Origin of the sequence: Streptomyces sp. ISL-1, from assembly GCF_018614585.1 — a bacterium.
In the GTDB taxonomy this organism is placed as follows: domain Bacteria; phylum Actinomycetota; class Actinomycetes; order Streptomycetales; family Streptomycetaceae; genus Streptomyces; species Streptomyces maoxianensis.
The window spans coordinates 31,924-57,197 of the sequence record NZ_JAGGOI010000037.1 but is presented as its reverse complement, the minus strand read 5'-3'; the positions used below and the strand labels follow the sequence as shown (position 1 = coordinate 57,197).

Sequence of the window (25,274 nt, the reverse complement as noted above, 5' to 3'; positions counted from 1 at the left end):
GTCAGCCTCGCCCGTGACGCAGGGCCGGGTGCGCGCCCGCGGCGACCAGGTCGGCGACCGCCGACTTCGGGTCGCGGCCGGTGACCAGGGACTCGCCGACCAGCACCGCGTCGGCGCCCGCGTTCGCGTAGGCGATCAGGTCGTGCGGGCCGCGCACTCCGGACTCGGCGATCTTGACGATGTGCGCCGGGATCTCGGGGGCGACCCGGTCGAACGTCGAGCGGTCGACCTGCAGCGTCTTCAGATCGCGGGCGTTCACGCCGATGATCTTCGCTCCGGCCTCCACCGCGCGCTCGGCCTCGTCCTCGTCGTGCACCTCGACCAGCGGGGTGAGCCCGATCGACTCTGCGCGCTCGATCAGCGAGACCAGGGCCTCCTGCTCCAGCGCGGCGACGATCAGCAGGACGAGGTCGGCGCCGTACGCCCTGGCCTCCCACAGCTGGTACGCGGTGACGATGAAGTCCTTGCGCAGCACCGGGATGTCGACCTTGGCGCGGACGGCCTCGAGGTCGGCGAGCGAGCCGCCGAAGCGGCGCTGCTCGGTCAGTACGGAGATGACGGCCGCGCCGCCCGCCTCGTAGTCCGCGGCGAGCGCGGCCGGGTCGGCGATCGCGGCCAGCGCGCCCTTCGACGGGCTGGAGCGCTTGACCTCACAGATCACATGGACGCCCTCGCCACGCAGCGCGGCAACGCCGTCCTTGGCCGCAGGAGCCTTGGCGGCCCGCTCCTTGAGCTCGTCGAGGCTCACACGCGCCTGCCGCTCTGCGAGGTCGGCGCGCACGCCTTCGATGATCTCGTCGAGCACACTCACGCGAGCGGCCCCCTTCCGGGACGGTTCAGATGGATCAGGATCAGCCATGTCGATGGTATCCGCAGGAGGGCTCGAGGCTCGCATCCGGTTGACGCCCGTCCCACTACCTGGGACTTCGCGGGACCGGGGTCGTCCGCCGGACGAGAACGGTCACGGCGCGAGCGCAGAGCCGAACGGCAGGTTCCGGATCACGCTGAAAACCAGAAGAACACCGCCCAGCGACCACCACCACACCGGGGCGACGGCGACCCGCAGGGGCACGCCCCGTACGGCGTGAATCAGCCACACCATCCACACTACGGCGAAGACTCCGTAGCCCGCGACGGCCATGGCATTGGCCCCGAGCGCGATGGTCAGATCGCCGTGGATGAAGGCGTGGGCGCTGCGCAGCCCGCCGCAGCCCGGGCAGTAGATCCCGGTGAGACGGAGCAGCGGGCAGACCGGGTAGTGGCCCGGTTCGTTGGGATCGACCGTGCCGACGTACGCGAAGGCCGCGGCCACTCCGGCGAGGGTGACCAGAGGCGTCGCCAGTCGCCGTGCGAGCGGGGCGGGGCCGGGCTCACGCGGGGCTGCGGCGGAGGAAGGCATGGCGTCCACCCCGTGATTCTCGCCGTTGATACGGAAAGGCGCATACGGAAAAGGCGCATGCACAGAGGCGCAGCCCGGGCACGCCCGGCTGCGCCTCGCAGCGTAGAGCCGTACGGCAGCGTCAGGAGGACGCCTGCGCGGTGGCGGGCTGGGCCGCGGCGGTCTGCGCGGTGGCCGGCTGGGCCGTGGCGGTCTGCGCCTGGCTCGCCCGCGACCTCGCCAGCACGTGGGCCTCGGACTCCTTCGGCATGCCGAGCCCGGCGGCCTTCATGGCTCCGCCGACGACACCGCCGAGCAGGATCACGGCCACTCCGGCCCAGAAACCGAGCGGATTGGCCGCCACCATGAAGATGCCGGCGATACAGAAGCCGAAGACGGCGATGGTGACACCGGTCCAGGCGGCCGGGGTGTGTCCGTGGCTGGTGCCCGACATTAATGTGCTCCTCGTCGATGTTGCTGGGGTGCGCTGTTGTTCGGTGGTGAGCGCGAAGCTCACCTCTCATTCTCCCGTACGCCGTGGCGCGTCATGGCGTGGGGTGCGTCACGCCTCGCGCGTAGGGTCCTCGCCGCGGTCCAGAGCCTTCCACAGGTCCTCGGGCCGGTCCGAGTCCACCACGGGGGCCTTGCGGGGCCGTGGGGTGCCGTCGCGCTCGTAGCGGCCCGACATGGCGGGCCACTGCTTGCCGTAGCGCAGCGCGAGCAGGCCCGCGAGCAGGATCAGCAGGCTCCCGGCCACGGTCACATAGGGCCAGGCGGTGTGGGTGAGCGCCTCGACCGTGGCGGCCGCGTCGCCGGTGGTCCTCGCCGCCTTCTCGTCGAGGGCTGCGCTGTCGGCGGCCGCGAGTGCCGCGGCGAGCGCCGCGCCCGCGCCGCTCAGGGCGAGCAGTGCGGAGACGAGCAGCCGGCCCGCGCTGCGGACCGCGAAGACGGCGACGAGGGCGGCCAGGCCGACGATGGCGAGCGCCGTCGGAACGCCGGTGATATCGCCGCCCTCGGCGTCGAGGGGCAGCGTGCCGCCGCCGACGGCTGCCGTGCCCTTCGCCCAGACCTGGCCGGCGGCGAGCAGTACGACGGTCGCGCCGGCGGCGCCGAGGAACAGGGCCGCGGCAAGGCTGCGGCGGCTGCCGGTGGCGGCGGATGCGGATCCGGCGCGGGGCTGGGGTACGGGTACAGCACTCACGTACCCCACTATCCCTTACCGCCCGGTCAGCTGTTGAGGCGGTTCGCGGTATGTACGGCGCGGAGCACCGCGGCCGCCTTGTTGCGGCACTCGGTGTCCTCGGCGACCGGGTCCGAGTCGGCAACGACACCTGCTCCGGCCTGCACGAACGCCGTTCCGTCGCGCAGCAGCGCGGTACGGATCGCGATCGCGGTGTCGGAGTCGCCGGCGAAGTCGAGATAGCCGACGCAGCCGCCGTACAGCCCGCGCCGTGAGGGCTCCAGCTCGTCGATGATCTGCATCGCCCGTGGCTTGGGGGCCCCGGAGAGGGTGCCGGCGGGGAAGCAGGCGGTGAGCACGTCGAAGGCGGTGCGGCCCTCGGCGACCTGGCCGGTGACGGTCGAGACGATGTGCATGACGTGGGAGTACCGCTCGATCGACATGAAGTCGACGACCTCGACGCTGCCGGGCTCGCAGACCCGGCCCAGGTCGTTGCGGCCGAGGTCGACCAGCATCAGGTGCTCGGCGCGCTCCTTGGGGTCGGCCATCAGCTCGTCGGCGAGCGCCTGGTCCTCCTGCGGGGTCGCGCCGCGCGGCCGGGTCCCGGCGATGGGGTGGACCATGGCGTGCCCGTCCTCGACCTTGACGAGCGCCTCGGGGCTGGAGCCGACGACATCGAATCCCTCGAAGCGGAAGAGGTACATATAGGGGCTGGGGTTGGTGGCCCGCAGCACGCGGTAGACGTCCAGCGCGCTTGCCGTGCAAGGGGTTTCGAACCGCTGGGAGGGCACGACCTGGAAGGCCTCACCGGACCGGATGCGCTCCTTGATGTCCCTGACGGCGTCCTGGTAGTCCTCGCCGCCCCACAGCGCGGAGAACTCCGGCAGCTCCGAGGGCGGCAGCACGGCGGGAGCGGAGGCCAGCGGTCGTGTGAGGTCGGCCTCCATGGCGTCCAGGCGCGCGACGGCGTCGGCGTATGCCTCGTCGACCCCGGTGTCGAGGTCGTTGTGGTTGATCGCGTTGGCGATCAGCATGACGGTGCCGTCCCAGTGGTCGAGCACGGCGAGGTCGGAGGTGAGCAGCATGGTCAGCTCGGGCAGCTTCAGGTCGTCGCGCTCGCCGGGGCCGATCTTCTCCAGCCTGCGGACGATGTCGTACCCGAGATAGCCGACCATGCCTCCGGTGAAGGGCGGCATTCCGGAGTCGCGCATGGCGATACCTCCCACGCCGCTGGGCGTAGGGGGAGTGTGCAGCGCCTCGACGGTGGCGCGCAGAGCCTGCAGCGGATCGCCGTCGAGGGGGACGCCGACCGGCGGGGTGCCGAGCCACGACACCTGACCGTCACGTTCGGTGAGGGTCGCGTCGGACCGTACGCCGATGAAGGAGTACCGGGACCACGACCGTCCGTTTTCGGCCGACTCGAGCAGGAAGGTGCCTTCGCGCTCGCCGGCGAGCTTGCGGTAGAGCCCGACCGGGGTGTCGCCGTCGGCGAGGAGCTTGCGGCTGACGGGGATGACACGGCGGTCGGCGGCGAGCTTGCGGAAGGTGTCGAGATCCATGGCGCCCGACCTTACTGGTCCAGGGGGAGTACGTCGGCGTCGAAGCAGGTGCGGTCCCCGGTGTGGCAGGCGGCGCCGACCTGGTCGACCTTGACGAGGATCGCGTCGGCGTCGCAGTCGAGAGCGACGGACTTGACGTGCTGGACATGGCCGGATGTGTCGCCCTTGACCCAGTACTCCTGGCGGCTGCGGGACCAGTAGGTGCAGCGGCCGGTGGTCAGGGTGCGGTGCAGGGCCTCGTCGTCCATCCACCCGAGCATCAGCACCTCACCGGTGTCGTACTGCTGGGCGATGGCCGGAACCAGGCCGTCGGCGCTGCGCCTGAGGCGCGCGGCGAGGGTGGGATCGAGGGAGCTGGCGGGGACACTGCTGGTCATACCGCCATTGTGCCGTGCTGGGCGGGGGCGGCGGGCGGTGCGTCCACTGGGCGGACCCGGTGCGCCCACCGTAGGCTGGCGGACATGTCGACCCATGCCAAGCGTGAACGGCTTCTGCTCGCCGACCTGTTGGAGATGGTGGGCCCCGAAGCCCAGACCCTGTGCGAGGGCTGGAAGACCCGCGATCTGGCCGCCCATGTGGTGGTGCGCGAGCGGCGGCTGGACGCGGCGGGCGGGATACTGCTCGGCGCGCTGAAGGACCGGCTGGAACGGGTCCAGGCCGAGTTCGCATCGAAGCCGTACGAGGAGCTGATCCAGCTGATCCGTACGGGGCCGCCGCGGATGTCGCCGTACGGCATCAAGCAGCTCGACGAGGCGGCCAACACCGTCGAGTTCTATGTGCACGGCGAGGATGTGCGCCGGGCGCAGCCGGACTGGACGCCGCGCGAACTGGACCGGGTCTTCGAGGATGCCCTGTGGTCGCGTCTGGAGAAGGCGGCCAGGCTGCTGGGCCGTAAGGCGCCGGTCGGGGTTGTGTTGCGGCGTACGGACGGGCAGACCGCGGTCGCCCGCCGCGGCGCACCCGTGGTGACAGCGACAGGGGAGCCGGGTGAGCTGACGATGTTCGCCTTCGGGCGGCAGGACGTGGCGCGGGTGGAGCTGGAGGGGGACAAGGACGCGATCGCGCGGCTGCATGAGGCCGAGGCGTTCGGGATGTAGGTCGTCGTTGTCCCGCCACGGCACGCCACGCCACGTACTCGAGGCCGGGGTGAGGTCAGCGGACGGGGTGTCCCGCCCTGCGCAGGGTGTCCTTGACCTGGGAGATCCGCAGATCGCCGAAGTGGAACACCGAGGCCGCCAGCACCGCGTCCGCGCCCGCCGCGACGGCCGGGGGGAAGTCCGCCGACTTGCCCGCGCCGCCGCTCGCAATGACCGGGACGGACACGTGCTCACGGACCGCCGCGATCATCTCGATGTCGTAGCCGTCCTTGGTGCCGTCGGCGTCCATCGAGTTGAGCAGGATCTCGCCCGCGCCCAACTCGGCGGCCCGGTGCGCCCATTCGACGGCGTCGATGCCGGTGCCCTTGCGCCCGCCGTGTGTGGTGACCTCGAAGGAGCCCTCGGGAGTACGCCGTGCGTCGACGGAGAGCACCAGCACCTGGCGGCCGAAGCGATCCGCGATCTCGCGGATCAGCTCGGGGCGGGCGATCGCCGCGGTGTTCACGCCCACCTTGTCCGCGCCCGCGCGCAGTAGCTTGTCCACATCGTCGACGCTGCGCACGCCGCCGCCCACGGTCAGCGGGATGAAGACCTGCTCGGCGGTGCGGCGCACCACGTCGTACGTGGTCTCACGGTTGCCGGACGAGGCCGAGATGTCGAGGAAGGTCAGCTCGTCGGCGCCCTCGGCGTCGTACAGCTTGGCCATCTCCACGGGGTCGCCCGCGTCGCGCAGATTCTGGAAGTTGACTCCCTTGACGACCCGGCCGTTCTCCACGTCCAGGCAAGGGATGACTCGGACCGCGAGAGTCATTGGGCACCTCCTCGGTAGGCCTCGACCTCGATCTCGACGACCAGGCTCGGGTCGACGAAGCCGGAGACGATGAGCATCGACGCGGCCGGACGGACGTCGTCGAACAGTTCCTTGTGGGCGCGGCCGACCTCGTCCACGTCCCGGGCGTGCGTGATGTACATCCGCGTACGCACCACGTCCTCCCGGCCCAGGCCCAGCTCCTTCAGCGTGTCGAGGGCGACGCCGAAGGCGGTCACCGCCTGCTCGTAGGGGCCGCCCGCGGCGATCTGGCCGCCCACGACCGAGGTGCAGCCGGAGACCAGGACCAGGCCGTTCGGAAGCTGGACGGCGCGGGAGTAGCCGAAGGCTTCCTCCCACGGTCCGTCGGAGCCGATGCGTCGTACGGAATCAGAGCCGGAGTCGGTCATGCCGACACCGCCGCGAGCGCCTCTTCGAGGGTGAACGCCTTCGCGTACAGCGCCTTGCCGACGATCGCGCCCTCGACGCCCTCGGGCACCAGCGAGGCGATCGCCCGCAGGTCGTCCAGCGAGGAGACGCCGCCGGAGGCGACGACCGGCTTGTCGGTGGCCGCGCAGACGTTCTTCAGCAGTTCCAGGTTGGGGCCCTGCAGGGTGCCGTCCTTGGCGATGTCGGTGACGACGTAGCGGGCGCAGCCCTCGGAGTCGAGCCGGGCGAGCGTCTCGTAGAGGTCGCCGCCGTCGCGGGTCCAGCCGCGCCCGCGCAGCGTCGTGCCACGTACGTCCAGGCCGACCGCGATCTTGTCGCCGTGCTCGGCGATGACCTTGGCGACCCACTCGGGGGTCTCCAGCGCGGCCGTCCCCAGGTTGACCCGGGTGCAGCCGGTGGCCAGCGCGGCCGCGAGCGAGGCGTCGTCGCGGATGCCGCCGGAGAGCTCGACCTTTATGTCCATCGCGCCGGCGACCTCGGCGATCAGCGCCCGGTTGTCGCCGGTACCGAAGGCCGCGTCCAGGTCGACCAGATGCAGCCACTCGGCGCCCGCGCGCTGCCAGGCCAGGGCGGCCTCCAGCGGAGAGCCGTACGACGTCTCCGTACCGGACTCACCGTGCACGAGGCGGACGGCCTGGCCGTCGCGGACATCGACGGCGGGGAGGAGTTCAAGCTTCGGCATTACAGCGTCTCGATCCAGTTGGTCAGCAGCTGGGCGCCGGCGTCGCCGGACTTCTCGGGGTGGAACTGGGTCGCCCACAGCGGGCCGTTCTCGACGGCGGCGACAAAGCGCTCGCCGTGCGTCGCCCAGGTGACCTGGGGCGCGCGGATGGCGGCGTTGGTCACTTCCAGGCTCCACTCGTGCACGGCGTAGGAGTGCACGAAGTAGAACCGGGCATCGGCGTCGACTCCGGCGAAGAGCGTGCTGCCGGTCGGCGACTCGACGGTGTTCCAGCCCATGTGGGGAACGATCGGCGCCTTCAGCGGGCCGACCGTGCCGGGCCATTCGTCGAGGCCCTCGCTCTCCACGCCGTGCTCGATGCCGCGTGCGAAGAGGATCTGCATGCCGACGCAGATGCCCATGACCGGGCGGCCGCCGGAGAGTCGGCGGCCGATGATCCACTCGCCTCGGGCCTTCTTGAGGCCTTCCATGCAGGCGGAGAAGGCGCCGACGCCGGGGACGAGGAGCCCGTCGGCGTTCATGGCCGTGTCGAAGTCACGGGTGATCTCGACGTCCGCGCCGACGCGGGCCAGCGCGCGCTCGGCGGAGCGGATATTGCCGAATCCGTAGTCGAAGACGACGACCTTCTTCGGAGTGCTCATGCCCAGACCCCCTGGATCCGCAGGACGCCGGCGACCAGGCACATCACGGAGGCGATGGTGAGGAGCACGATCAGGCCCTTGGGCATCTTCTGCTTGGAGAAGGAGTACACACCGCCGGCGAGGAAGAGCCCGACGACGATGAGAATGGTGGAGAGGCCGGTCATGGGGTTACCTTCTCGTTCGCTTCTCCGCCCACGCGGCGCAGAGGTGCCGCCTTCAAGGTCACGTGCGGCCCGGCGGCCGCGTGCGCGTCGCTCACTGCGACCTTTTCGTTCGCTTCTCCGCCCACGCGGCGCAGAGGTGCCGCCTTCGGGGCCACGTGCGGCCCGGCGGCCGCCTGTGCGTCGCTCACAGTGCGCCCTTCGTGGAGGGGAGGATGCCCACGGCGCGCGGGTCGCGCTCCGAGGCGTATCGCAGAGCCCGGGCCAGCGCCTTGAACTGGCACTCCACGATGTGGTGCGCGTTGCGCCCGTACGGGACGTGGATGTGCAGGGCGATCTGGGCCTGTGCGACGAAGGACTCGAAGATGTGCCGGGTCATGGTCGTGTCGTACGAGCCGATCATGGGCGCCATGTTCTCGGGCTCCCTGTGCACGAGATACGGGCGGCCCGAGAGGTCCACGGTGACCTGGGCGAGGGACTCGTCCAGTGGCACGGTGCAGTTGCCGAATCGATAAATCCCCACCTTGTCGCCGAGCGCCTGCTTGAAGGCGGCCCCGAGCGCGAGGGCGGTGTCCTCGATGGTGTGGTGCGAGTCGATGTGCAGATCGCCCTCGGTCTTCACAGTGAGGTCGAACAGGCCGTGGCGGCCGAGCTGGTCGAGCATGTGGTCGTAGAACCCGACCCCGGTCGACACGTCGACCTTTCCGTGGCCGTCGAGGTCGATCTCGACGACGACGGACGTCTCCTTGGTGGTGCGTTCGACACGGCCTACGCGGCTCATGCGTCGTACTCCTTCTTCAGCTCACGGACCGCGTCGAGAAACGCGTCGTTCTCATCAGGGGTGCCGGCGGTGACCCGCAGCCACCCGGGCACTTGGTTGTCACGGACCAGGACACCCCGGTCGAGGATCTTCTGCCAGGCCTCATGACTGTCGGCGAAGCGGCCGAACTGGACGAAGTTGGCATCCGATTCGGTGACCTCCCAGCCGATCGCCCGCAACTCGGTGACCAGCCGGTCCCGCTCCCGCTTCAGCTGCTCGACATACCCGAGCAGCGTATCGGTGTGCTCCAGCGCGGCCAGCGCGGTGGCCTGGGTGACGGCGGACAGGTGGTACGGCAGGCGCACCAGCTGGACGGCGTCGACCACCGCGGGGTGGGCGGCCAGATAGCCCAGGCGCAGACCGGCCGCGCCGAAGGCCTTGGACATGGTGCGGGAGACCACCAGGTTCGGCCGGCCCTCGATCAGCGGAAGCAGCGAGGGGCCATGGCTGAATTCGACGTACGCCTCGTCGACGACCACCAGGGACGGCTTGGCGGCCTGGGCCGCCTCGTACAGCGCGAGGACGGTTCCGGCCTGAACCGCGGTGCCCGTCGGGTTGTTGGGCGAGGTGATGAAGACGACGTCGGGGCGGTGCTCGGCGATGGCCGCGGCTGCCGCGTCGAGGTCGATCGTGAAGTCCTCGCGGCGCGGTCCGGAGATCCATTCGGTGCCCGTGCCGCGCGCGATGAGGCCGTGCATCGAGTACGAGGGCTCAAAGCCGATGGCGCTGCGGCCCGGGCCGCCGAAGGTCTGCAGCAGCTGCTGGATGACCTCGTTGGAACCGTTGGCGGCCCAGACGTTGGCGCGGCTCACCTCGTGCCCGGCCGTACGGGTGAGATAGCGGGCGAGTTCGGTGCGCAGTTCGACGGCGTCCCGGTCGGGGTAGCGGTTGAGCCCGCGCGCGGCCTCCGCGACCCGCTGGGCGATCCGCTCGACCAGCGGCTCGGGCAGCGGGTACGGGTTCTCGTTGGTGTTCAGCTGCACGGGGACGTCGAGCTGGGGCGCCCCGTACGGGGACTTGCCGCGAAGCTCGTCGCGGATGGGCAGATCATCGATTCCGGTCACTGCTCGGGCACCTTCCATCCGAAGCGTGCCTTGAGGGCGGCGCCGTGCGCGGGCAGGTCCTCGGCCTCGGCGAGCGTGACGACATGGTGCGTCACCTCGGCGAGTGCGTCGCGGGTGTAGTCGACGATGTGGATGCCGCGCAGGAAGGACTGCACGGACAGGCCCGAGGAGTGGCAGGCGCAGCCGCCGGTCGGCAGGACGTGGTTGGAACCGGCGCAGTAGTCGCCGAGCGAGACGGGCGACCACGGGCCGACGAAGATCGCGCCGGCGTTGCGGACCCGGGCGGCGACCGCGGCGGCGTCGGCGGTGTGGATCTCCAGGTGCTCGGCGCCGTACGCATTGACGACCCGCAGGCCCTCTTCGACGCCGTCGACCAGGACGATCGCGGACTGCTTGCCGCTCAGCGCCGGAACGATCCGGTCCTCGATGTGCTTGGTGGCCGCGACCTGCGGCTCGAGCTCCTTCTCGACCGCGTCGGCCAGCTCGACGGAGTCGGTGACCAGCACGGCGGCGGCCATCGGGTCGTGCTCGGCCTGGCTGATCAGGTCGGCGGCGACGTGCACCGGGTCGGCGGTGGAGTCGGCGAGGACCGCGATCTCGGTCGGGCCCGCCTCGGTGTCGATGCCGATCCGGCCGGTGAAGTACCGCTTGGCTGCGGCGACCCAGATATTGCCGGGGCCCGTCACCATGTTCGCGGGGGCGCAGCCGTCAGGTCCGGAGGTGCCGTACGCGAACATCGCGACGGCCTGGGCGCCGCCCGTGGCGTACACCTCGTCGACGCCGAGCAGTGCGCAGGCGGCCAGGATCGTGGGGTGCGGAAGCCCCCCGAACTCTTTCTGCGGCGGGGAGGCGAGCGCGATGGACTCGACCCCCGCCTCCTGCGCCGGCACCACGTTCATGATCACGGAGGAGGGGTAGACGGAGCGTCCGCCCGGTGTGTACAGACCGACGCGCTCGACCGGCACCCACTTCTCGGTGACGGTGCCGCCGGGGACGACCTGGGTGGTGTGCTCGTCGCGGCGCTGCGCGCGGTGCACGATCCTGGCGCGCCGGATCGACTCCTCCAGAGCGGCCCTGACCTGGGGGTCGAGCTGCTCCAGGGCGTCGGCGAGCGCCGCCGCGGGCACTCGCACCCGGTCCAGCTTCACACCGTCGAACTTCTCCGCGTACTCGATCAGCGCCGCCGTGCCGCGATGATGCACGTCCTCGCAGATGGGCCGCACCTTCTCCAGGGCGGCTTCCACGTCGAACTCGGCACGGGGCAGCAGGTCACGCAGAGCGGCACCCTCGGGGAGGGCGTCGCCACGCAGATCGATTCGATAGATCACAGAGCAATTCTCTCAGACCGGAATCAGCCGCTGGTCCTCCGTATCACTGGCTGATACCGCCCCGCCCTCCCCCGGCTACCGCTGGGAGATGCGCCCACCGACCACCGCTCCCCAACGAGACTCCCCCCGACTTCGTCCGGGGGACCCCCATGCGCCACCCCACTGGTTTCAAAGTTGTTCATGACCACTAGCGTTCAGTCCGTCACTCAACGGGAAGAACAGCTGTACGAGCCAACGAAGCGGAGGAGCGGCAGTGACCGAGCCGCTGGACGACGGGCCTCCGAATGGACTGAGCCCGACCGAGCTCCAGATGTGGAACGCATTCCGGAACGGAAGCACATACGACCTGAGCGACCCGAATCCCCTGCTGAACGATCCCTTCTCGCCACGCCCCTGGGGTCCCGAACGCAGCGTCCGCGCGTCCATGGTCGCCCGGCTGCTGCTCAGCGGTCCCAGCGCACGGCCCGGCCGGGTCGCCGCGCTGAAGCTCCGCGGGGTCCAGATCACCGGCACCCTCAAGCTCGCGGGCGGCAGCATCGCCCCGTACGTCGAGCTGAACGGCTGCCGCTTCGAGAGCGAATTACTCATGCCCGAGGCGCACTTCACCACGGTGCGTATGGTCGGCTGTGCGATCCCGCGGATCGAGGCGGCCCGGCTGCGCACCGAGGGCGATCTGCATCTGCCTCGGTGCCGCGTCGAGCACGGCATCCGGCTCACCGACGCGCAGATAGGCACCGATCTGCTGATCAACCAGATCCATGTCCGGCCCGACCGCCGGGGCCGCGCGATCACCGCCGACGGGATGTCGGTCGCCCAGGACTTACAGGCCGAACTGATAGAGACGTACGGCGAGTTGAGTCTGCGCGGCGCGAAGGTGGGGGTCTCACTGAGCCTGCGCGGCAGCCGGCTGCGCGCGGCCGGGGAACGGCGCGCGCTGAACGCACCGCAGCTGAGCGTCGAGCGCACGCTCTATATGACGGGCGCGTGGGTGAGCGAGTCCACGGGCAACCAGGGGTCCACTCCCCCCTTCGGCACCGGCGGTGCCACGACCACGGCGCGTGGCACCCGGCTGCAGCCGTTCCAGTGCCACGGCGGCGTGCGGCTGGACGACGGCCGGTTCGGCGACGCGGTCGATCTGCACCACGCACGGTTCGTGCTGAGCTCGCGCGAGGAGCTGTCGCTGCGCCGGATCGCCACTCCGGAGCTGCGCTTCAACGCTCAGCGCCCGGAAGAGGGCCGCGTCGTGCTGAACGGCGCGAAGATCGTCACGCTGATCGACCTGGCGGCGAGCTGGCCGGGGCCCGGCGGCCTCGCGATGGGAGGCTTCGTCTACGAGAACCTCGTTCCGTACGAGGAGTTCCCGCTCAGCCGCCGCCTGGAGTGGGTGGCATCGGCGACTCCGGAGTACTCCCCGGAGCCGTACGAACGACTGGCGACCGTGCTGCGCAACAGCGGTGAGGACGCGGACGCCCGCGAGGTGCTGCTCGCCAAGCAGCGCCGCCGCCGGGAGACGCTGCCGCTGGCCGCGAAGTTGTGGGGCTATCTGCAGGACTGGACGGTGGCGTACGGCTACCGCCCGGGCCGGGCGGCCCTGTGGATGGCGATCCTGTGGGCGGCGGGCGCGGTGGCCTTCGCCCAGATCGACCCGGCGCCGATCAAGGCAGATGAGCATCCGAGGTGGAATGCCGCGCTCTACGCCCTCGATCTGCTGCTGCCGGTGATCAATCTCGGCCAGGACGGGTACTGGCAGCTGAACGGCCGCTGGCAGTGGGCATCGGCCGCGCTGATCCTGCTCGGCTGGATCCTCGCGACGACGGTCGCGGCGGGCGCGTCCCGCCTTCTCCGGCGCAGCTGAAGCACTTTCTTTACGCTCTCTTGGCTTTTGCCAGGACAACCATTTGGCCGCTACGAACTCTTCACAGCCTCCCTCTGGCGCGCCCTCGACCTGCAGTTTTCAATGGTCCACACCATGTCATTGCTCCGCGCCCTGATCCGCACCGCGCGCATGATCCGTCATACGCCGCCGCTCGCCGACGGTCTGCCACCCGACGAGGCGGTACTGCTCGACGCCCCCGACGAGCGGCTGAGCCCGTCGCTGGTCGCGGCTGCCCTCGGGGAGTACGAACCGGCCGCCAAGCTGCTGGCCACCACTCGTGAATCGGCCGAGTGGGAGAACCGCGACCGGTACGTGATGCGCCTCGCCGCGTTCGCGTACAGCCGCGACGAGTGGCTCGCGACCTGGCTCGCCGCCGCGCCGCGCGACCCCGACGCGCTGGTCGTCAAGGCCCAGCTCGCGGTCCGCAGGGCCTGGGACTCGCCGGCCAGGGCCGAGCGGCTGCGCGAGATCGGTCCGCTGATCGACGCGGCGGCGGAGGGCGATCGGCACGATCCGGTGCCATGGCGGATCTCGCTGGACCACGCGCGCGGCACACACGCCACTCACACGGCGTTCGAGTCGTTGTGGGAGCAGGCCGTGCGCCGCTCCCCGCACCACTACGGCTGTCATGTCGCGGCCCTGCAGTACCTGTCCGCGCAGTGGTACGGCTCACACCGCGAGTGCTTCGACTTCGCCGAGCAGGCGGCGGCGGACGCGCTGCCCGGCTCGCTGGTGCAGGCCCTGCCGGTGCGGGCGGCGTTCGCGCAGTTGCTGAGCGGGGACACCACCTCCGTACAGGACGACCGGATCGACGCGGCGGCGGATCTCGCGATCACGCTCTCAGCGGAATATCAGGCCGGGGATCCGTGGCCCGCGGAGGTGCGCAACCTGCTTGCGTACGTACTGGTGGGGCGGGGGCGATGGACCGATGCGCTGGAGCAGTTCCGGCTGATCGGCCCGTATGTGACGTCGTTTCCGTGGAGTTATGCCTCCGACGATCCACTGGGTCAGTTCCTCGAGGCGAGGGACGGTGTACGCATCGAGGTCGCCTCGGCGGTGCCAGTGCGTGGACGGGGCGGACGAAGCAGGTCGTTCGGCCATTAGGCTTGGCCGCTGTGACCGCGAGCCTCCCCCTCTTCCCACTGAACTCGGTGCTGTTCCCGGGCCTCGTCCTGCCCTTGAACGTGTTCGAGGAGCGCTATCGCGCCATGATGCGGGAACTGCTGAAGACGGACGAGTCCGAGCCGCGCCGCTTCGCAGTGGTCGCCATCCGTGACGGCCGCGAGGTGGCGCCCACCGCGCCCGGCATGCCGGACCCGACCGCGGTTCCCGAGATCGGCCCGGCGGCGGGCTTCGGCGACGACCCGATCCAGGCTTTCCACCGGGTGGGCTGCATCGCGGACGCGGCGACGATCCGCGAGCGCGACGACGGCAGCTTCGAGGTGCTGGCGACGGGCACGACCCGGGTCAAGATCCTCTCGGTCGACGCGAGCGGCCCGTATCTGACGGCCGAACTGGAGGAAATCCCGGAGGAGTCGGGGGACGGCGCGGGAACGCTCGCCGAGGGCGTGCTCCGTGCCTTCCGCAGCTACCAGAAGCGGCTGGCGGGAGCGCGGGAGCGGTCACTGTCCACGGGAGCGGATCTGCCGGACGAGCCGTCGGTGGTGTCGTATCTGGTCGCCGCGGCGGCGGTGCTGGACACGCCCGCGAAGCAGCGGCTGTTGCAGGCCCCGGACACGGCGACCAGGCTGCGTGAGGAACTCACCTTGCTGCGCTCGGAGACCGCGGTGATCCGTCACCTGCCTTCGCTGCCCGCGGTCGATCTGACCCGGTCGCCGACGAGCCCCAACTGACGGGAGTTCGCCGCGGTGCCGAAGAAGTCCAGGAAGCCCGGCGGCACGCCCGCGACGGTCGCACTGACCGCAGCGGGCACGGCCTTCACGGTCCACGCGTACGACCACGATCCCGCGTCGCCCTCCTACGGCGAGGAGGCGGCACAGGCTCTCGGGGTCACCCCCGAGCGGGTCTTCAAGACCCTCGTCGCGGACGTCGACGGTGAACTGACGGTGGCGATCGTCCCGGTGGCGGGCCAGCTGGATCTCAAGGCGCTGGCCGCGGCTGTCGGCGCCAAACGCGCCACGATGGCGGACCCGGCGGCTGCGGAACGCACGACGGGCTACGTCCGCGGCGGTATCTCGCCGCTGGGCCAGCGCAAACCGCTCCGCACGGTCCTGGACGCGTCAGCCTCCGCGCACCCCACGATCTGCGTCTCGGCGGGCCGCCGCGGCCTGGAGGTCGAACTCTCCCCGTCGGACCTGGCCACGCTCACCTCCGCGGTACTGGCTCCGATCGGCCGCGCGTAGGGTCACGGCCGCGGCCTGCCTGTTCCCCGGGGCTCCGCCCCGAACCCCGCGCCTCAATCACCGGCGAGGCTGAAAGTTCGGCCCTGACCCGGGCCGCCCCAGACCCTCCCCCTACGCCCTGGCGGGCGTGGGGGACCCCACCCCTCAAACGCCGACGGGCTTGGAGTTCTGGCCGGACGGGCGGAAACTCAAGCCCGTTGGGGGTCCCACCGGACGAAGTCTGGGGGGAGATCGAGGACACGGCCGAAGGCCGTACCGGGGGTCCGCCCACACCCGCAGGGCGTGGAGGACGGGTCTGGGGGCTTGCCCCCAGCTACAGGATGTCGGTACCTCCCACGGCCGCCAGGCCGTAGGAGGAGGGCGGGCAGGGGAACAAGCCCGCCGCAGGCGTCAGGCCGACCCCGGCCCCGGCGGCGGCCCCGGCGCCCCGTAGCCCGGCGCCCCATACCCCTCATCCCACTCCGGCTCCGGATCCCGCGGGCCGAACAGCGCCGTCAGCCCCAGGTGGACCACCATCGCCGCCACCGGCCACGCCAGCACCGACCCCTTCGCCCGCAGCTCCAGGTAGGCGTCGAAGGTCACCCCCTCGCCGACCTCCCTCGCATGCGCGACCACATCATGCGTCGGGCCGAACCACACCCCGATCCCCCACGCCAGCAGCGATGCCAGCAGGCCGCCCAGTGCCAGAGCGACCACCAGCGCGATCCCCCCGCGCCTGCGGATCCAGAAGACCGCCGCCGCGCTCACCGCGCCGAAGGCGAGTGCCAGCAGCACGAACGTTCCGTCCGCGGCCACCGCCTCCTCGCCCTCCGTGTCCTTGAGGAAGACCGCCCTGTCATTCGAGATCAGCGGTACCCGCGGCGCCAGCCACAGCCACAGCAGCCCCAGCGCCACGCCCAGAATCGTCACGGCCACCAGCACCACGGCCGCGTCCCGCAGGTCCGTCCTCAGTTCCGGGCCCTCCTCCGTTTCCTTGGCGTGCAAGGGCCCGGGCCCGTTCGGCGGCGACTGCCACGGGTCGTTGTTCGGCGAAGGCTGGTGGGGCGGAGTCAGAGGTGCGGTCACCCCGCCATCGTGCCAGGCGTGTCCGGACGGTGCCTCACCGGACTGCCGCCCGCCGGTACGCCCACGTCGCGACCGTCAGGGAGACGACACCCACCAGAGCGCAGACGGCGAGGTACAGCCCGACGACCGTCCAGTCCGGACGCGCCTCGAAGGTCCGCGCGAGGGCCTCGACGCCGTACGTGGAGGGCAGCAGATCGCGGGCGTACGAGACCGGCCCGGGCAGCCTGTCAGCCGGCAGCACACCCAGCAGCAGCGCTGCGGACATACCCAACTGCCCCAGCAGCGTGGCCAGTTCCTGGCGCGGCGCGAGCAGCCCGAGCGCCGCGCCAAGACCGGCGAGGGCGGCGCCGGACAGCGGGATGACCGCGGCGAGCACCCATAGATGCGTCATCGGCAGCTGGAACAGGACGCTGCCCGCGACAGCGGTGACGACCGTGCCGGGCACGGTGAAGGAGGCGTACGCACCGGCCGCACCGAGCACCACCGCGGCCGGCGGCACCGGCAGCGTGGCGTAGTGGTCGAGGCCGCCGCTGGCCCGCAGCTGCCCGAAGTACTGCGCGAGGAGATTGAGCGCGACGAAGGCGACGACGAGGACGCTCGACCCGGCGACGACGGCTCGCGCCTCCGCACCCCCGTCGACGACCCCGCGCATCAGGACCATGATCCCGATCGACTGGAAGGTCGCCACGAAGAGCAGCGGCATCCGGGCGACCCGCGCCCGCGACAGCTGCGAGCGGTACACGGCGCCGAGCGCGGGCAGCAGCCGCGCCCGTGGCGCGAGCGGCGCGGCGACCTCGGCCGCGGCGCTCTGCTCCACCCCGATCCGCCCGGACACCGCTTCCGCGGGCACGATGCTCACGCCTTGACCAGCCCCTTCGTCGCGTTCCCGCCGAGCGCCAAGTACACGTCCTCCAGGCTCGGCGTGGCCAGCGTGAAGTCGTCGAGCGCCGCGAACGCCGCGCCGCCCGTCACCGCCGCGACCGCCGCCCGCGCCTCGTCGGGCGCGAGCCTGAGCACCCAACGGCGCCCGTGTTCCTGCGCGGACCCGCGCAGCGCGGTGACCTCGGGGACGTCCAGCGGCGCGCGCTCGCGCCACACCAGCTCGACCCGCACCTCGCCGGCGACCCGTTCCTTGAGCCCGGCCGGGGTGTCGCAGGCGATGACGCGGCCCCGTTCCAGCACGGCGACCCGGTCGAGGACGGTCTCGGCCTCGATGACGTTGTGGGTGACGAGGAGGACGGTCGCGCCGTTCTCCGCGCGCCGCCGGTCGACGGCGGCCCACACCGCGCGCCGCGCGACGGGGTCCATGCCGGTGGTCGGCTCGTCCAGTACCAGTACCGGCCGCTCGCCCACGAGCGTCGCCGCGAGGCAGGCCAGCCGCCGCTGTCCGCCGGAGAGTTTCTTCAGGGGGCGCGCGGCGAGCCCGGTCAGCCCGAGCTCCTCGAGTACGGCGTCCCGCTCGGCTCGCGCCTCCCGCACGGACAGGCCGCGCAGCCGTCCGGTCGTCTCGGCGGCGAGCGCTACGGTCAGCTCGTCGAGTGCGGTGGACTCCTGCCCGAGGTAGCCGATGAGCCGGGAGGCCCGCTCCGGGTGGCGTACGAGATCGTGGCCCAGCACCTCGACGCTGCCGGCGTCCGGGCGCATCAGACCGGTGAGTTGCCGTACGAGGGTGGACTTGCCGGCGCCGTTGGGCCCGAGCAGGCCGAAGATCTCGCCGCGCCGCACCACCAGGGAAATCCCGTCAGTGGCACGCACTTCGGGCGTACCGGGGGTGCCTCGGCGACCGCGCGCGGCGGGGTACGTCTTGACCAGCTCCCGCACCTCGCACACCGTACTCACAAGGGACGAGCCTAAGGGGTCGGCGGGACTACTCCCCCGCGGGGGCGTGTTCCGCGGCGGCCCGTACGTCGATCTCGCGCCAGAATCCGGCCCGGATCGCATAGCGGTCGTGCTCGTCGATCTGGTCGTCCTTGTGCGCGAGAAGCCCGAAGCGCGCGGCGTACCGCAGCAGTTCGCCGTCGATGCGGTGCGGGATCCGCGGGTACATGGTGGACAGCTTCTGCACATGACCCGTCTCCGGCAGCCGCGCCATCCAGCGCCGGGCAAAGACCTGGCCGACCTCGAAGGGGTCGCCGCCAACGGTGGTGATGTCCTCCTCGCGGTCGGCCCAGCGCTGCTCGGCGCTGGTGAGCTGGGCGAGCGTCGGCAGGGACGCGGTCTCGGGCGGCTCGCCGAGCGCTCCACCGCCGGCCCGCTCGACCCAGCCCCTGTCGGAGGACCAGCGCAGGGTGGCGCTGGTCGGATGCGGTGCGGCGTGCTGGCCGGGTGCGCGCAGACCCGCCAGGTCCTTGGGGGTGGGAACGCCCTTGGACGTGGCGGGGGCGGGGACCGGCGCGGCGCCGTTCTCGGCGGGGGCCGGCTGTGAGCCGTTGCGTACGGCTTCGGCGGCGCGCTCCTGCGAGGCGGCGAGCGCCGACTCGGGCAGCGGCGCGGAGAGGATCGCGGTGATCTCGGGGCCGGGCGCGGGCTGCGGGGCGCAGATGCCGGTGAGTTCCTTGGCCCGTACGGCACGGGTGATCCAGGCCCGGTCGAGCACCCGCCGCTCGTCGGCCTCCGCGACCAGGTCCTCGGACTGGTTGTAGTCGCCGTCGGCGGCCTGCACGGCCCAGAGGTGGACGGCGACGCCGTGCTCCTTGGCGGACATCAGACCGGGCAGCAGATCCCCGTCTCCGGTCACCAGCACCACGTCGGAGCAGGCGCGATTTCTGGCCAGCTCGGTGAGCTCGGCGTGCATGGCCGCGTCCACGCCCTTCTGCGCCCACCGGCCGTCGCTGCGGGTCAGTGCGCCGAGCCTGACCGTCACGCGCGGCATGACACGCAGCCGCCGGTGTTCGGGCTGCGGTACGCGGTCGGGGGCGCCGTCGAACCAGTAGATACGCAGCAGCGGGCGCTCGGTATCGGCCTCGGCGAGCTCGCGCAGGCCCTGGATGAGGGCGGCGTGGTCGACGGTGATGCGGGAACGCGCCGGTTCCCCGGCGAGAAGACTCGCGGCGGCGCCCAGCAGATATCCGGCGTCCACCAGGACAACGCAGCGGTCCACGCGTTCCACCCTCTTTCGGGAACTTCGGGATCGGGGAAGGGTCCGGATCGGGGATTGTTCCGGGTTTCCTTCGAGTCTGCCCGACCACGGGAGGGTTAACGTCCGGAACTCGATCATCGGCGTGGCGGAACCCTGACCCGAGGCGCAACAGCGCCCTTTACGCACCGCAATGATCCAAAATGCGGCGCCTCATCGCGTATGTGACTCTGACAGCGGCCCTGGCCCCGAGAATCCCCACAGGAGGCATCACCATGGCCAAGAACAAGAATCGCAAACAGAGTGGTCAACAGGACCGCTCGCCGGCCGCGGAGCGCGGCAGCGAGCAGGCCAAGTCGACGGCATATGAGTCCCACGCGCAGCCCCAGTCCCAGGCTCAGGGCAGCCCCGCGGACGTTGCCCGTAAGCACCAGCGGCGCTTCGGCCACAACTGATCCCACTGCGAGACGACGAACAAGAAGACAAAAGGGCGCGCCCGTGACGACGGGCGCGCCCCTTGCTGCGTATCCGGGTATTTGCGTATCTGGGTACTGGCGCTAGCCGGCCAGGCAGGACGGGCCGAGCAGCACCTTCAGATCGCCGAAGAGCGCCGGGTCCGGCTGCACGCGGTGCCGGTCGAGCCGGAGCACTGTGGTCTTGCGGGGGCCCTGCAGCTTGATCCGGACCTCGGTGTTGCCCCTGTGGTGGCTGAGGATCTCACCGAGCCTGCTGATCATCGGCGGTGTCACCTTCACCGTGGGGATGGTGACGACAACCGGGGCATTGGTGCCGGCCGACGAGATGTCGGGAACCTGCATTTCCATGGCGACGAGGCGCGGGATGTCCTCGCGCTTGTCGAGCCGTCCCTTGACGAAGACCACGGTGTCCTCGACGAGCTGCGTCGACACCAGCTGATAGGTCGCCGGGAAGAACATGCACTCGATGGAGCCCGCCAGGTCCTCGACCGTCGCGATCGCCCAGGCGTTGCCCTGCTTGGTCATCTTGCGCTGCAGACCGGAAATGATCCCGCCGATGGTGACGACCGCGCCGTCGGCGTGCTCACCGCCGGTGAGCTGGGAAATCGCGGCGTCCGTCTTGTCACTCAGGACATGCTCGATGCCGAAGAGCGGATGGTCGGAGACATAGAGGCCCAGCATCTCGCGCTCCTGCGCGAGCAGATACGACTTGTCCCACTCGATGTCGGAGAACTCGACGTCGAGCCCGAAGCCCGGCTCGTCGCTCTCCTCGTCGCCCATCCCGCCGAAGAGGTCGAACTGTCCCTCGGCCTCCTTGCGCTTGACCGCCACCACATTGTCGATCATCGGCTCGTGGTGGGCGACCAGGCCCTTGCGGGTGTGGCCCATCTCGTCGAAGGCGCCGGCCTTGATGAGCGATTCGACGGTCCGCTTGTTGCAGACGACCGCCTCGACCTTGTCGAGGAAGTCGGGGAAGGAGATGTACTTCCCCTTGGCCTTGCGGCTGCGGATGATCGAATCCACGACGTTCGTGCCGACGTTCCGCACCGCGGAGAGGCCGAAGAGGATCACATCGTCGCCCTGAGCGGCGAAGTTCGACTGCGACTCGTTCACATTGGGCGGCAGCACCTTGATGCCCATGCGGCGGCACTCGTTCAGATAGACCGCGGACTTGTCCTTGTCGTCCTTGACCGAGGTGAGCAGCGCGGCCATGTACTCGGCCGGGTAGTTGGCCTTGAGATAGGCGGTCCAGTAGGTGACCAGCCCGTACGCGGAGGAGTGCGCCTTGTTGAAGGCGTATCCGGCGAAGGGGACCAGTACGTCCCACAGGGCCTGGATGGCCTGGTCACTGAAGCCGTTCTTCTTGGCGCCGGCCTGGAAGAGGACGAAGTTCTTCGCCAGCTCGTCGGCCTTCTTCTTGCCCATCACCCGGCGGAGGATGTCGGCCTCACCGAGTGAGTACCCCGCGATGATCTGGGCGGCCTTCTGCACCTGCTCCTGATAGACGATCAGGCCGTAGGTGAGGCCGAGGACCTCCTTGAGAGGCTCCTCCAGCTCCGGGTGGATCGGCGTGATCTCCTGCTGCCCGTTCTTGCGCAGCGCGTAGTTCGTGTGGGAGTTCATGCCCATCGGGCCCGGACGGTACAGGGCCGAAACAGCGGAAATGTCCTCGAAGTTGTCGGGCTTCATCAGCCGCAGCAGCGAACGCATCGGGCCGCCGTCGAACTGGAAGACGCCGAGCGTGTCACCGCGGCAGAGCAGTTCGTACGTCGTGGGGTCGTCCAGCGGGAGAGCGAGCAGGTCGAGCTCGACGGCCTTGTTCGCCTTCACCATCTTGACGGCGTCGTCCATGATGGTCAGGTTTCGCAGACCCAGGAAGTCCATCTTCAGCAGGCCGAGCGACTCACAGCTCGGGTAGTCCCACTGCGTGATGGTCACGCCGTCGCTGTGCCTGACCCAGACCGGGACATGGTCGGTGATCGTCTCGCTGGACATGATCACGCCTGCCGCGTGCACACCCATCTGCCGGACCAGGCCCTCGACGCCCTTGGCGGTGTCGATGACCTTCTTCACGTCCGGCTCGTTCTCGTACATCCCCCGGATCTCGCCGGCCTCGCTGTAGCGGGGGTGCTTCTGGTCGGTGATGCCGTTGAGGTCGATGCCCTTGCCCAGGACGTCTGCGGGCATCGCCTTGGTGAGCCGGTCGCCCATCGCGTACGGGTAGCCGAGCACCCGCGCGGAGTCCTTGATGGCGTTCTTCGCCTTGATCTTGCCGTAGGTGCCGATCATGGCGACCTTGTCGGCGCCGTACTTCTCGGTGACGTACCTGATCACCTCACCGCGCCGGCGCTCGTCGAAGTCGATGTCGACATCGGGCATGGAGATGCGCTCGGGGTTGAGGAAGCGCTCGAAGATCAGTCCGTGCTCGATCGGGTCGAGGTCGGTGATGCCCATGGCGTACGCGACGATCGAACCGGCCGCGGAACCTCGGCCGGGGCCCACCGCGATCCCGTTGTTCTTGGCCCACATGATGAAGTCGGCCACCACGAGGAAGTACCCCGGGAAGCCCATGTCGATGATGATGCCCATCTCGTACTCGACCTGCTTGAGCCGGTCGTCCGGGATGCCGCCGGGATAGCGCCTGGCCATGCCGCGCATGGTCTCCTCGCGGAACCAGGTCACCTCGGTGTAGCCCTCGGGCACCTCGAACTTCGGCATCAGGTTCCGTTCCTGGAACCAGCCCTCGGTGTCGATCTGCTCGGCCACCAGAAGGGTGTTGGCGCAACCCTCCTGCCAGGCGTCCGAGGAGTCCACGGCGTACATCTCATCCGTGGACTTCAGGTAGTAGCCGGTGCCGTCGAAGCGGAAGCGGTCGGGGTCCGAGAGGTTCTTGCCGGTCTGGATGCACAGCAGCGCGTCGTGCGCGCCGGCCTCATCGGCGTAGGTGTAGTGCGAGTCATTGGTGACCAGCGGCGGGATGCCGAGCTTCTTGCCGATCTCCAGGAGGCCGTCGCGGACGCGGCGCTCGATCTCGATGCCGTGGTCCATCAGCTCCAGGAAGTACTTGTCCTTGCCGAAGATGTCCTGGTACTCGGAGGCGGCCTTGAGGGCCTCGTCGAACTGGCCCAGGCGCAGCCGGGTCTGGAGCTCGCCGGAGGGGCAGCCGGTGGAGGCGATCAGCCCCTCCGACCACTGGGCGATGGTCTCCTTGTCCATACGCGGCCACTTCTGCAGCCAGCCCTCGGCGTACGCGTCGGAGGAGAGCCGGAAGAGGTTGTGCAGACCGGTCCTGTTGGCCGCCCAGATCGTCTTGTGGGTGTAACCACCGGAACCGGAGACGTCGTCCCGCTTCTGGTGCGGCTGACCCCACTGGATCTTCCGCTTGTTCCGCCGGGACTCCGGAGCGACATACGCCTCGATGCCGATGATCGGTGTGACACCGGCCTTCTTGGCCTGATGGAAGAAGTCGTACGCGCCGTGGAGGTTGCCATGGTCGGTCATGGCGATGTGCGTCATGCCCATTTCGTTGCAGGCATCGAACATGTCCTTGAGCCGCGCGGCACCGTCCAACAGGGAGTACTGGGTGTGGACGTGAAGGTGCGTGAAAGGCGGCTTGGTCACGGCTTCAGGCCTCCGGAGAGCGGTAGATTCGGGACTTTCCGGGGGCACAACCCCCGGCCTCCCAGCGCTGCGAGCAGTCTGGGTGGACAGCCTGGAAGTCTACGTCTTGGCACTGACAGCCCGCGGGCACTCCCGAGTACCTTCGTGCGTTGCACCCTTGGATTGCGCTCTCGCTTCGCTCGACCGGCGAGACGGAATCACGAATCCCTCGTCCTATTGTCATGCACCAGGAGGCAACCAGCGATGTCGGTACCGCGATCCGCCGAGGCCACAGCTGAAGAGCGCGGCGAGGAAATTCTCGCCGTCTTCGACACCGCCTTCGGGCAGCTGCTGGCAGCCGACCCCGCCGCCTTCCAGGTCAAGTTCCGCAAAATGGCCGCATCCGCGTTCGCGTTCTACCGGGGCACCGCCTGCCTGTTCTACAACGACCTGGGGCGGGAGCGGCACGGCGGCCCGTTCCTCGACGAGCGCACCGGCCGGGTGTGGATCCACGGCGATCTGCACGCCGAGAACTTCGGCACGTACATGAACTCCAACGGGCGCCTGATCTTCAACGTCAACGACTTCGACGAGGCGTACGTCGGCCCCTTCACCTGGGACCTCAAGCGACTGGCCGCGTCCCTGGCGCTGGTCGGCTACACCAAGGCGCTCAGCGACGGGCAGATCACCGGGCTGGTGCGGATCTGCGCCGCCGCCTACCGCGAGCGCATCCACGCCCTGGCCGCCGGCGCGAAGCACGACGAGGTACCGCCCTTCACGCTGGACACCGCCGAGGGCCCGCTGCTGGACGCACTGCGCGACGCACGCTCGCTGACCCGCTTCTCGCTGCTCGACTCGATGACCGAGATCCGCGACTTCGAGCGCCGCTTCGCACCCGGTGGCGGCTCGATCGAGCTGGACGCGGCCACCCGCTACAAGGTGCTCGCGGCCTTCGACGGCTACCTGGAGACGCTGCCCGAGTCCAGCCTGACCCGGCCCGACTCGTACCGGGTCAAGGACGTCGTGGGCCGCCGCGGCATCGGCATCGGGTCCGCCGGCCTGCCCTCGTACAACATCCTGCTCGAAGGCAACAGCGACGCCCTCGAGAACGATGTCGTGATCTACATGAAGCAGGCGCAGACACCCGCGGTATCCCGGCACATCGACGACACCACCGTGCGGGAGTACTTCCAGCACGAGGGCCACCGCACGGTGATCTCGCAGCGCGCGCTCCAGGACCACGCCGACCCGTGGCTGGGCTGGACCGAGCTGGACGGCGCGGGTCAGCTGGTCGCCGAGGTGTCGCCGTACGCGGTGGATCTGGACTGGGGCGACATCGACGAGCCGGACGAGATCGCCGAGGTCGTCGCCGACCTGGGCAGGGCGACGGCCACGATGCACGGCGCGGCGGACTACGAGAGCGGCCACTCGCTGGTGCCGTTCTCGACGGAGCGGGCCATCGACGCGGCGATCGCGGCCGACGAGGACGGGTTCGGCGAGATGCTGGTGGAGTTCGCGCACAGGTACGGCGCGCGGGCGCGGGCCGACCACCAGATCTTCGTCGACCTGTTCCGTAACGGCCGGATCCCCGGCCTCTGAGTATCGATCACGCTGCTGCGGCGTGCGGGGCCGAATCCTTAGGGACCGCTT

26 protein-coding genes are annotated in these 25,274 nt (G+C 70.2%); 7 read left to right on the top strand and 19 right to left on the bottom strand.

The window, feature by feature from the left end:
- Position 1: 1 nt before the first annotated feature.
- The 6 genes from trpC to hisI all read right to left on the bottom strand — a co-directional run bounded on the left by trpC (position 2) and on the right by hisI (position 4,494).
- Complete coding sequence (trpC, locus tag J7E87_RS26350; RefSeq protein WP_215097032.1) at positions 2-811, bottom strand: indole-3-glycerol phosphate synthase TrpC; 810 nt, start codon at positions 809-811, stop codon at positions 2-4.
- 150 nt (positions 812-961) lie between these two features.
- Complete coding sequence (locus J7E87_RS26345; RefSeq protein ID WP_215097056.1) at positions 962-1,399, bottom strand: DUF2752 domain-containing protein; 438 nt, start codon at positions 1,397-1,399, stop codon at positions 962-964.
- A 121-nt stretch (positions 1,400-1,520) separates the two neighbouring features.
- Positions 1,521-1,832: an HGxxPAAW family protein gene (locus J7E87_RS26340; protein ID WP_215097031.1), complete on the bottom strand. Its 312-nt coding sequence runs from the start codon at positions 1,830-1,832 to the stop codon at positions 1,521-1,523.
- Between the two features lie 108 nt (positions 1,833-1,940).
- A complete protein-coding gene (locus tag J7E87_RS26335) occupies positions 1,941-2,588 on the bottom strand; it encodes a TIGR02234 family membrane protein (RefSeq protein WP_215097030.1) in 648 nt (215 codons plus the stop codon).
- Positions 2,589-2,605: 17 nt separating this feature from the next.
- Positions 2,606-4,117: an anthranilate synthase component I gene (locus J7E87_RS26330; protein WP_215097029.1), complete on the bottom strand. Its 1,512-nt coding sequence runs from the start codon at positions 4,115-4,117 to the stop codon at positions 2,606-2,608.
- 11 nt (positions 4,118-4,128) lie between these two features.
- Positions 4,129-4,494, bottom strand: a complete 366-nt coding sequence (gene hisI / locus J7E87_RS26325; RefSeq protein ID WP_215097028.1) for a phosphoribosyl-AMP cyclohydrolase — start codon at positions 4,492-4,494, stop codon at positions 4,129-4,131.
- Between the two features lie 84 nt (positions 4,495-4,578).
- Here hisI and J7E87_RS26320 point away from each other — a divergent pair, with 84 nt between their 5' ends.
- Entirely contained in the window at positions 4,579-5,214 is a 636-nt protein-coding gene (locus J7E87_RS26320; protein ID WP_215097027.1) for a TIGR03085 family metal-binding protein, read from the top strand.
- A 55-nt stretch (positions 5,215-5,269) separates the two neighbouring features.
- Here J7E87_RS26320 and hisF read toward each other — a convergent pair whose 3' ends face one another.
- The 8 genes from hisF to hisD form a co-directional block, all read right to left on the bottom strand.
- Positions 5,270-6,025 (bottom strand): imidazole glycerol phosphate synthase subunit HisF, encoded by a 756-nt coding sequence (hisF, locus tag J7E87_RS26315; protein WP_215097026.1) that lies wholly within the window; start codon positions 6,023-6,025, stop codon positions 5,270-5,272.
- A complete protein-coding gene (locus tag J7E87_RS26310) occupies positions 6,022-6,432 on the bottom strand; it encodes a RidA family protein (RefSeq protein WP_215097025.1) in 411 nt (136 codons plus the stop codon). The genes hisF and J7E87_RS26310 overlap by 4 nt, the downstream gene beginning before the upstream one ends.
- Positions 6,429-7,154: a bifunctional 1-(5-phosphoribosyl)-5-((5-phosphoribosylamino)methylideneamino)imidazole-4-carboxamide isomerase/phosphoribosylanthranilate isomerase PriA gene (priA, locus tag J7E87_RS26305; protein WP_215097024.1), complete on the bottom strand. Its 726-nt coding sequence runs from the start codon at positions 7,152-7,154 to the stop codon at positions 6,429-6,431. The genes J7E87_RS26310 and priA overlap by 4 nt, the downstream gene beginning before the upstream one ends.
- Positions 7,154-7,795 (bottom strand): imidazole glycerol phosphate synthase subunit HisH, encoded by a 642-nt coding sequence (gene hisH / locus J7E87_RS26300; protein ID WP_215097023.1) that lies wholly within the window; start codon positions 7,793-7,795, stop codon positions 7,154-7,156. The genes priA and hisH overlap by 1 nt, the downstream gene beginning before the upstream one ends.
- Positions 7,792-7,959, bottom strand: coding sequence for a hypothetical protein (locus J7E87_RS26295; protein ID WP_215097022.1), 168 nt, complete (start codon positions 7,957-7,959; stop codon positions 7,792-7,794). The genes hisH and J7E87_RS26295 overlap by 4 nt, the downstream gene beginning before the upstream one ends.
- 184 nt (positions 7,960-8,143) lie before the next feature.
- Entirely contained in the window at positions 8,144-8,737 is a 594-nt protein-coding gene (gene hisB, locus J7E87_RS26290) for an imidazoleglycerol-phosphate dehydratase HisB (RefSeq protein ID WP_215097021.1), read from the bottom strand.
- A complete protein-coding gene (locus J7E87_RS26285; RefSeq protein WP_215097020.1) occupies positions 8,734-9,858 on the bottom strand; it encodes a histidinol-phosphate transaminase in 1,125 nt (374 codons plus the stop codon). Before J7E87_RS26285 ends, hisB begins: the two co-directional genes overlap by 4 nt.
- Entirely contained in the window at positions 9,837-11,168 is a 1,332-nt protein-coding gene (hisD, locus tag J7E87_RS26280; protein ID WP_215097019.1) for a histidinol dehydrogenase, read from the bottom strand. Before hisD ends, J7E87_RS26285 begins: the two co-directional genes overlap by 22 nt.
- Positions 11,169-11,421: 253 nt before the next feature.
- On the opposite strand from hisD, the gene J7E87_RS26275 reads away from it, so the two are divergent.
- The 4 genes from J7E87_RS26275 to ybaK all read left to right on the top strand — a co-directional run bounded on the left by J7E87_RS26275 (position 11,422) and on the right by ybaK (position 15,407).
- On the top strand, positions 11,422-13,023 hold the full coding sequence (locus J7E87_RS26275; protein WP_215097018.1) for an oxidoreductase: 1,602 nt from the start codon (positions 11,422-11,424) through the stop codon (positions 13,021-13,023).
- Positions 13,024-13,125: 102 nt separating this feature from the next.
- Positions 13,126-14,148: a hypothetical protein gene (locus tag J7E87_RS26270; protein ID WP_215097017.1), complete on the top strand. Its 1,023-nt coding sequence runs from the start codon at positions 13,126-13,128 to the stop codon at positions 14,146-14,148.
- An 11-nt stretch (positions 14,149-14,159) separates the two neighbouring features.
- Positions 14,160-14,897, top strand: coding sequence for an LON peptidase substrate-binding domain-containing protein (locus J7E87_RS26265; RefSeq protein ID WP_374195227.1), 738 nt, complete (start codon positions 14,160-14,162; stop codon positions 14,895-14,897).
- Between the two features lie 15 nt (positions 14,898-14,912).
- Positions 14,913-15,407 (top strand): Cys-tRNA(Pro) deacylase, encoded by a 495-nt coding sequence (gene ybaK / locus J7E87_RS26260; protein ID WP_215097015.1) that lies wholly within the window; start codon positions 14,913-14,915, stop codon positions 15,405-15,407.
- 390 nt (positions 15,408-15,797) lie between these two features.
- Here the strand turns inward: ybaK and J7E87_RS35435 are convergent, their stop codons facing one another.
- Genes J7E87_RS35435 through J7E87_RS26240 form a run of 4 tightly spaced genes read right to left on the bottom strand, consistent with a single transcriptional unit; the run spans position 15,798 to position 19,581 of the window.
- Positions 15,798-16,472, bottom strand: coding sequence for an ABC transporter permease (locus J7E87_RS35435; protein ID WP_308313087.1), 675 nt, complete (start codon positions 16,470-16,472; stop codon positions 15,798-15,800).
- Positions 16,473-16,506: 34 nt separating this feature from the next.
- Entirely contained in the window at positions 16,507-17,331 is an 825-nt protein-coding gene (locus tag J7E87_RS26250; RefSeq protein WP_215097014.1) for an ABC transporter permease, read from the bottom strand.
- Positions 17,328-18,302 carry an ABC transporter ATP-binding protein gene (locus tag J7E87_RS26245; RefSeq protein ID WP_215097055.1) on the bottom strand — a complete coding sequence of 325 codons (975 nt, stop codon included), beginning with the start codon at positions 18,300-18,302 and terminating at the stop codon, positions 17,328-17,330. Before J7E87_RS26245 ends, J7E87_RS26250 begins: the two co-directional genes overlap by 4 nt.
- 37 nt (positions 18,303-18,339) lie before the next feature.
- The gene (locus J7E87_RS26240; protein WP_215097013.1) at positions 18,340-19,581 is read right to left on the bottom strand and encodes an NYN domain-containing protein; all 1,242 of its coding nucleotides are present in this window, start codon (positions 19,579-19,581) and stop codon (positions 18,340-18,342) included.
- A 242-nt stretch (positions 19,582-19,823) separates the two neighbouring features.
- On the opposite strand from J7E87_RS26240, the gene J7E87_RS26235 reads away from it, so the two are divergent.
- Entirely contained in the window at positions 19,824-20,003 is a 180-nt protein-coding gene (locus J7E87_RS26235) for a hypothetical protein (RefSeq protein WP_215097012.1), read from the top strand.
- 102 nt (positions 20,004-20,105) lie between these two features.
- On the opposite strand, the gene dnaE is transcribed toward J7E87_RS26235, so the two are convergent.
- Positions 20,106-23,645: a DNA polymerase III subunit alpha gene (gene dnaE, locus J7E87_RS26230; protein ID WP_215097011.1), complete on the bottom strand. Its 3,540-nt coding sequence runs from the start codon at positions 23,643-23,645 to the stop codon at positions 20,106-20,108.
- 243 nt (positions 23,646-23,888) lie between these two features.
- Between dnaE and J7E87_RS26225 the strand changes: the two genes are divergently transcribed.
- On the top strand, positions 23,889-25,223 hold the full coding sequence (locus tag J7E87_RS26225; RefSeq protein WP_215097010.1) for a DUF2252 domain-containing protein: 1,335 nt from the start codon (positions 23,889-23,891) through the stop codon (positions 25,221-25,223).
- The last annotated feature ends 51 nt before the right edge of the window (positions 25,224-25,274 follow it).

Coding starts and splice junctions, on each gene's coding strand:
- J7E87_RS26345 (WP_215097056.1), bottom strand. CDS start 1,399: ATGCCTTCCTCCGCCGCAGCCCCGCGTGAGCCCGGCCCCGCCCCGCTC.
- J7E87_RS26340 (WP_215097031.1), bottom strand. CDS start 1,832: ATGTCGGGCACCAGCCACGGACACACCCCGGCCGCCTGGACCGGTGTC.
- J7E87_RS26330 (WP_215097029.1), bottom strand. CDS start 4,117: ATGGATCTCGACACCTTCCGCAAGCTCGCCGCCGACCGCCGTGTCATC.
- hisI (WP_215097028.1), bottom strand. CDS start 4,494: ATGACCAGCAGTGTCCCCGCCAGCTCCCTCGATCCCACCCTCGCCGCG.
- J7E87_RS26320 (WP_215097027.1), top strand. CDS start 4,579: ATGTCGACCCATGCCAAGCGTGAACGGCTTCTGCTCGCCGACCTGTTG.
- hisF (WP_215097026.1), bottom strand. CDS start 6,025: ATGACTCTCGCGGTCCGAGTCATCCCTTGCCTGGACGTGGAGAACGGC.
- J7E87_RS26310 (WP_215097025.1), bottom strand. CDS start 6,432: ATGACCGACTCCGGCTCTGATTCCGTACGACGCATCGGCTCCGACGGA.
- priA (WP_215097024.1), bottom strand. CDS start 7,154: ATGCCGAAGCTTGAACTCCTCCCCGCCGTCGATGTCCGCGACGGCCAG.
- hisH (WP_215097023.1), bottom strand. CDS start 7,795: ATGAGCACTCCGAAGAAGGTCGTCGTCTTCGACTACGGATTCGGCAAT.
- J7E87_RS26295 (WP_215097022.1), bottom strand. CDS start 7,959: ATGACCGGCCTCTCCACCATTCTCATCGTCGTCGGGCTCTTCCTCGCC.
- hisB (WP_215097021.1), bottom strand. CDS start 8,737: ATGAGCCGCGTAGGCCGTGTCGAACGCACCACCAAGGAGACGTCCGTC.
- J7E87_RS26285 (WP_215097020.1), bottom strand. CDS start 9,858: ATGGAAGGTGCCCGAGCAGTGACCGGAATCGATGATCTGCCCATCCGC.
- J7E87_RS26270 (WP_215097017.1), top strand. CDS start 13,126: ATGGTCCACACCATGTCATTGCTCCGCGCCCTGATCCGCACCGCGCGC.
- J7E87_RS26235 (WP_215097012.1), top strand. CDS start 19,824: ATGGCCAAGAACAAGAATCGCAAACAGAGTGGTCAACAGGACCGCTCG.
- J7E87_RS26225 (WP_215097010.1), top strand. CDS start 23,889: ATGTCGGTACCGCGATCCGCCGAGGCCACAGCTGAAGAGCGCGGCGAG.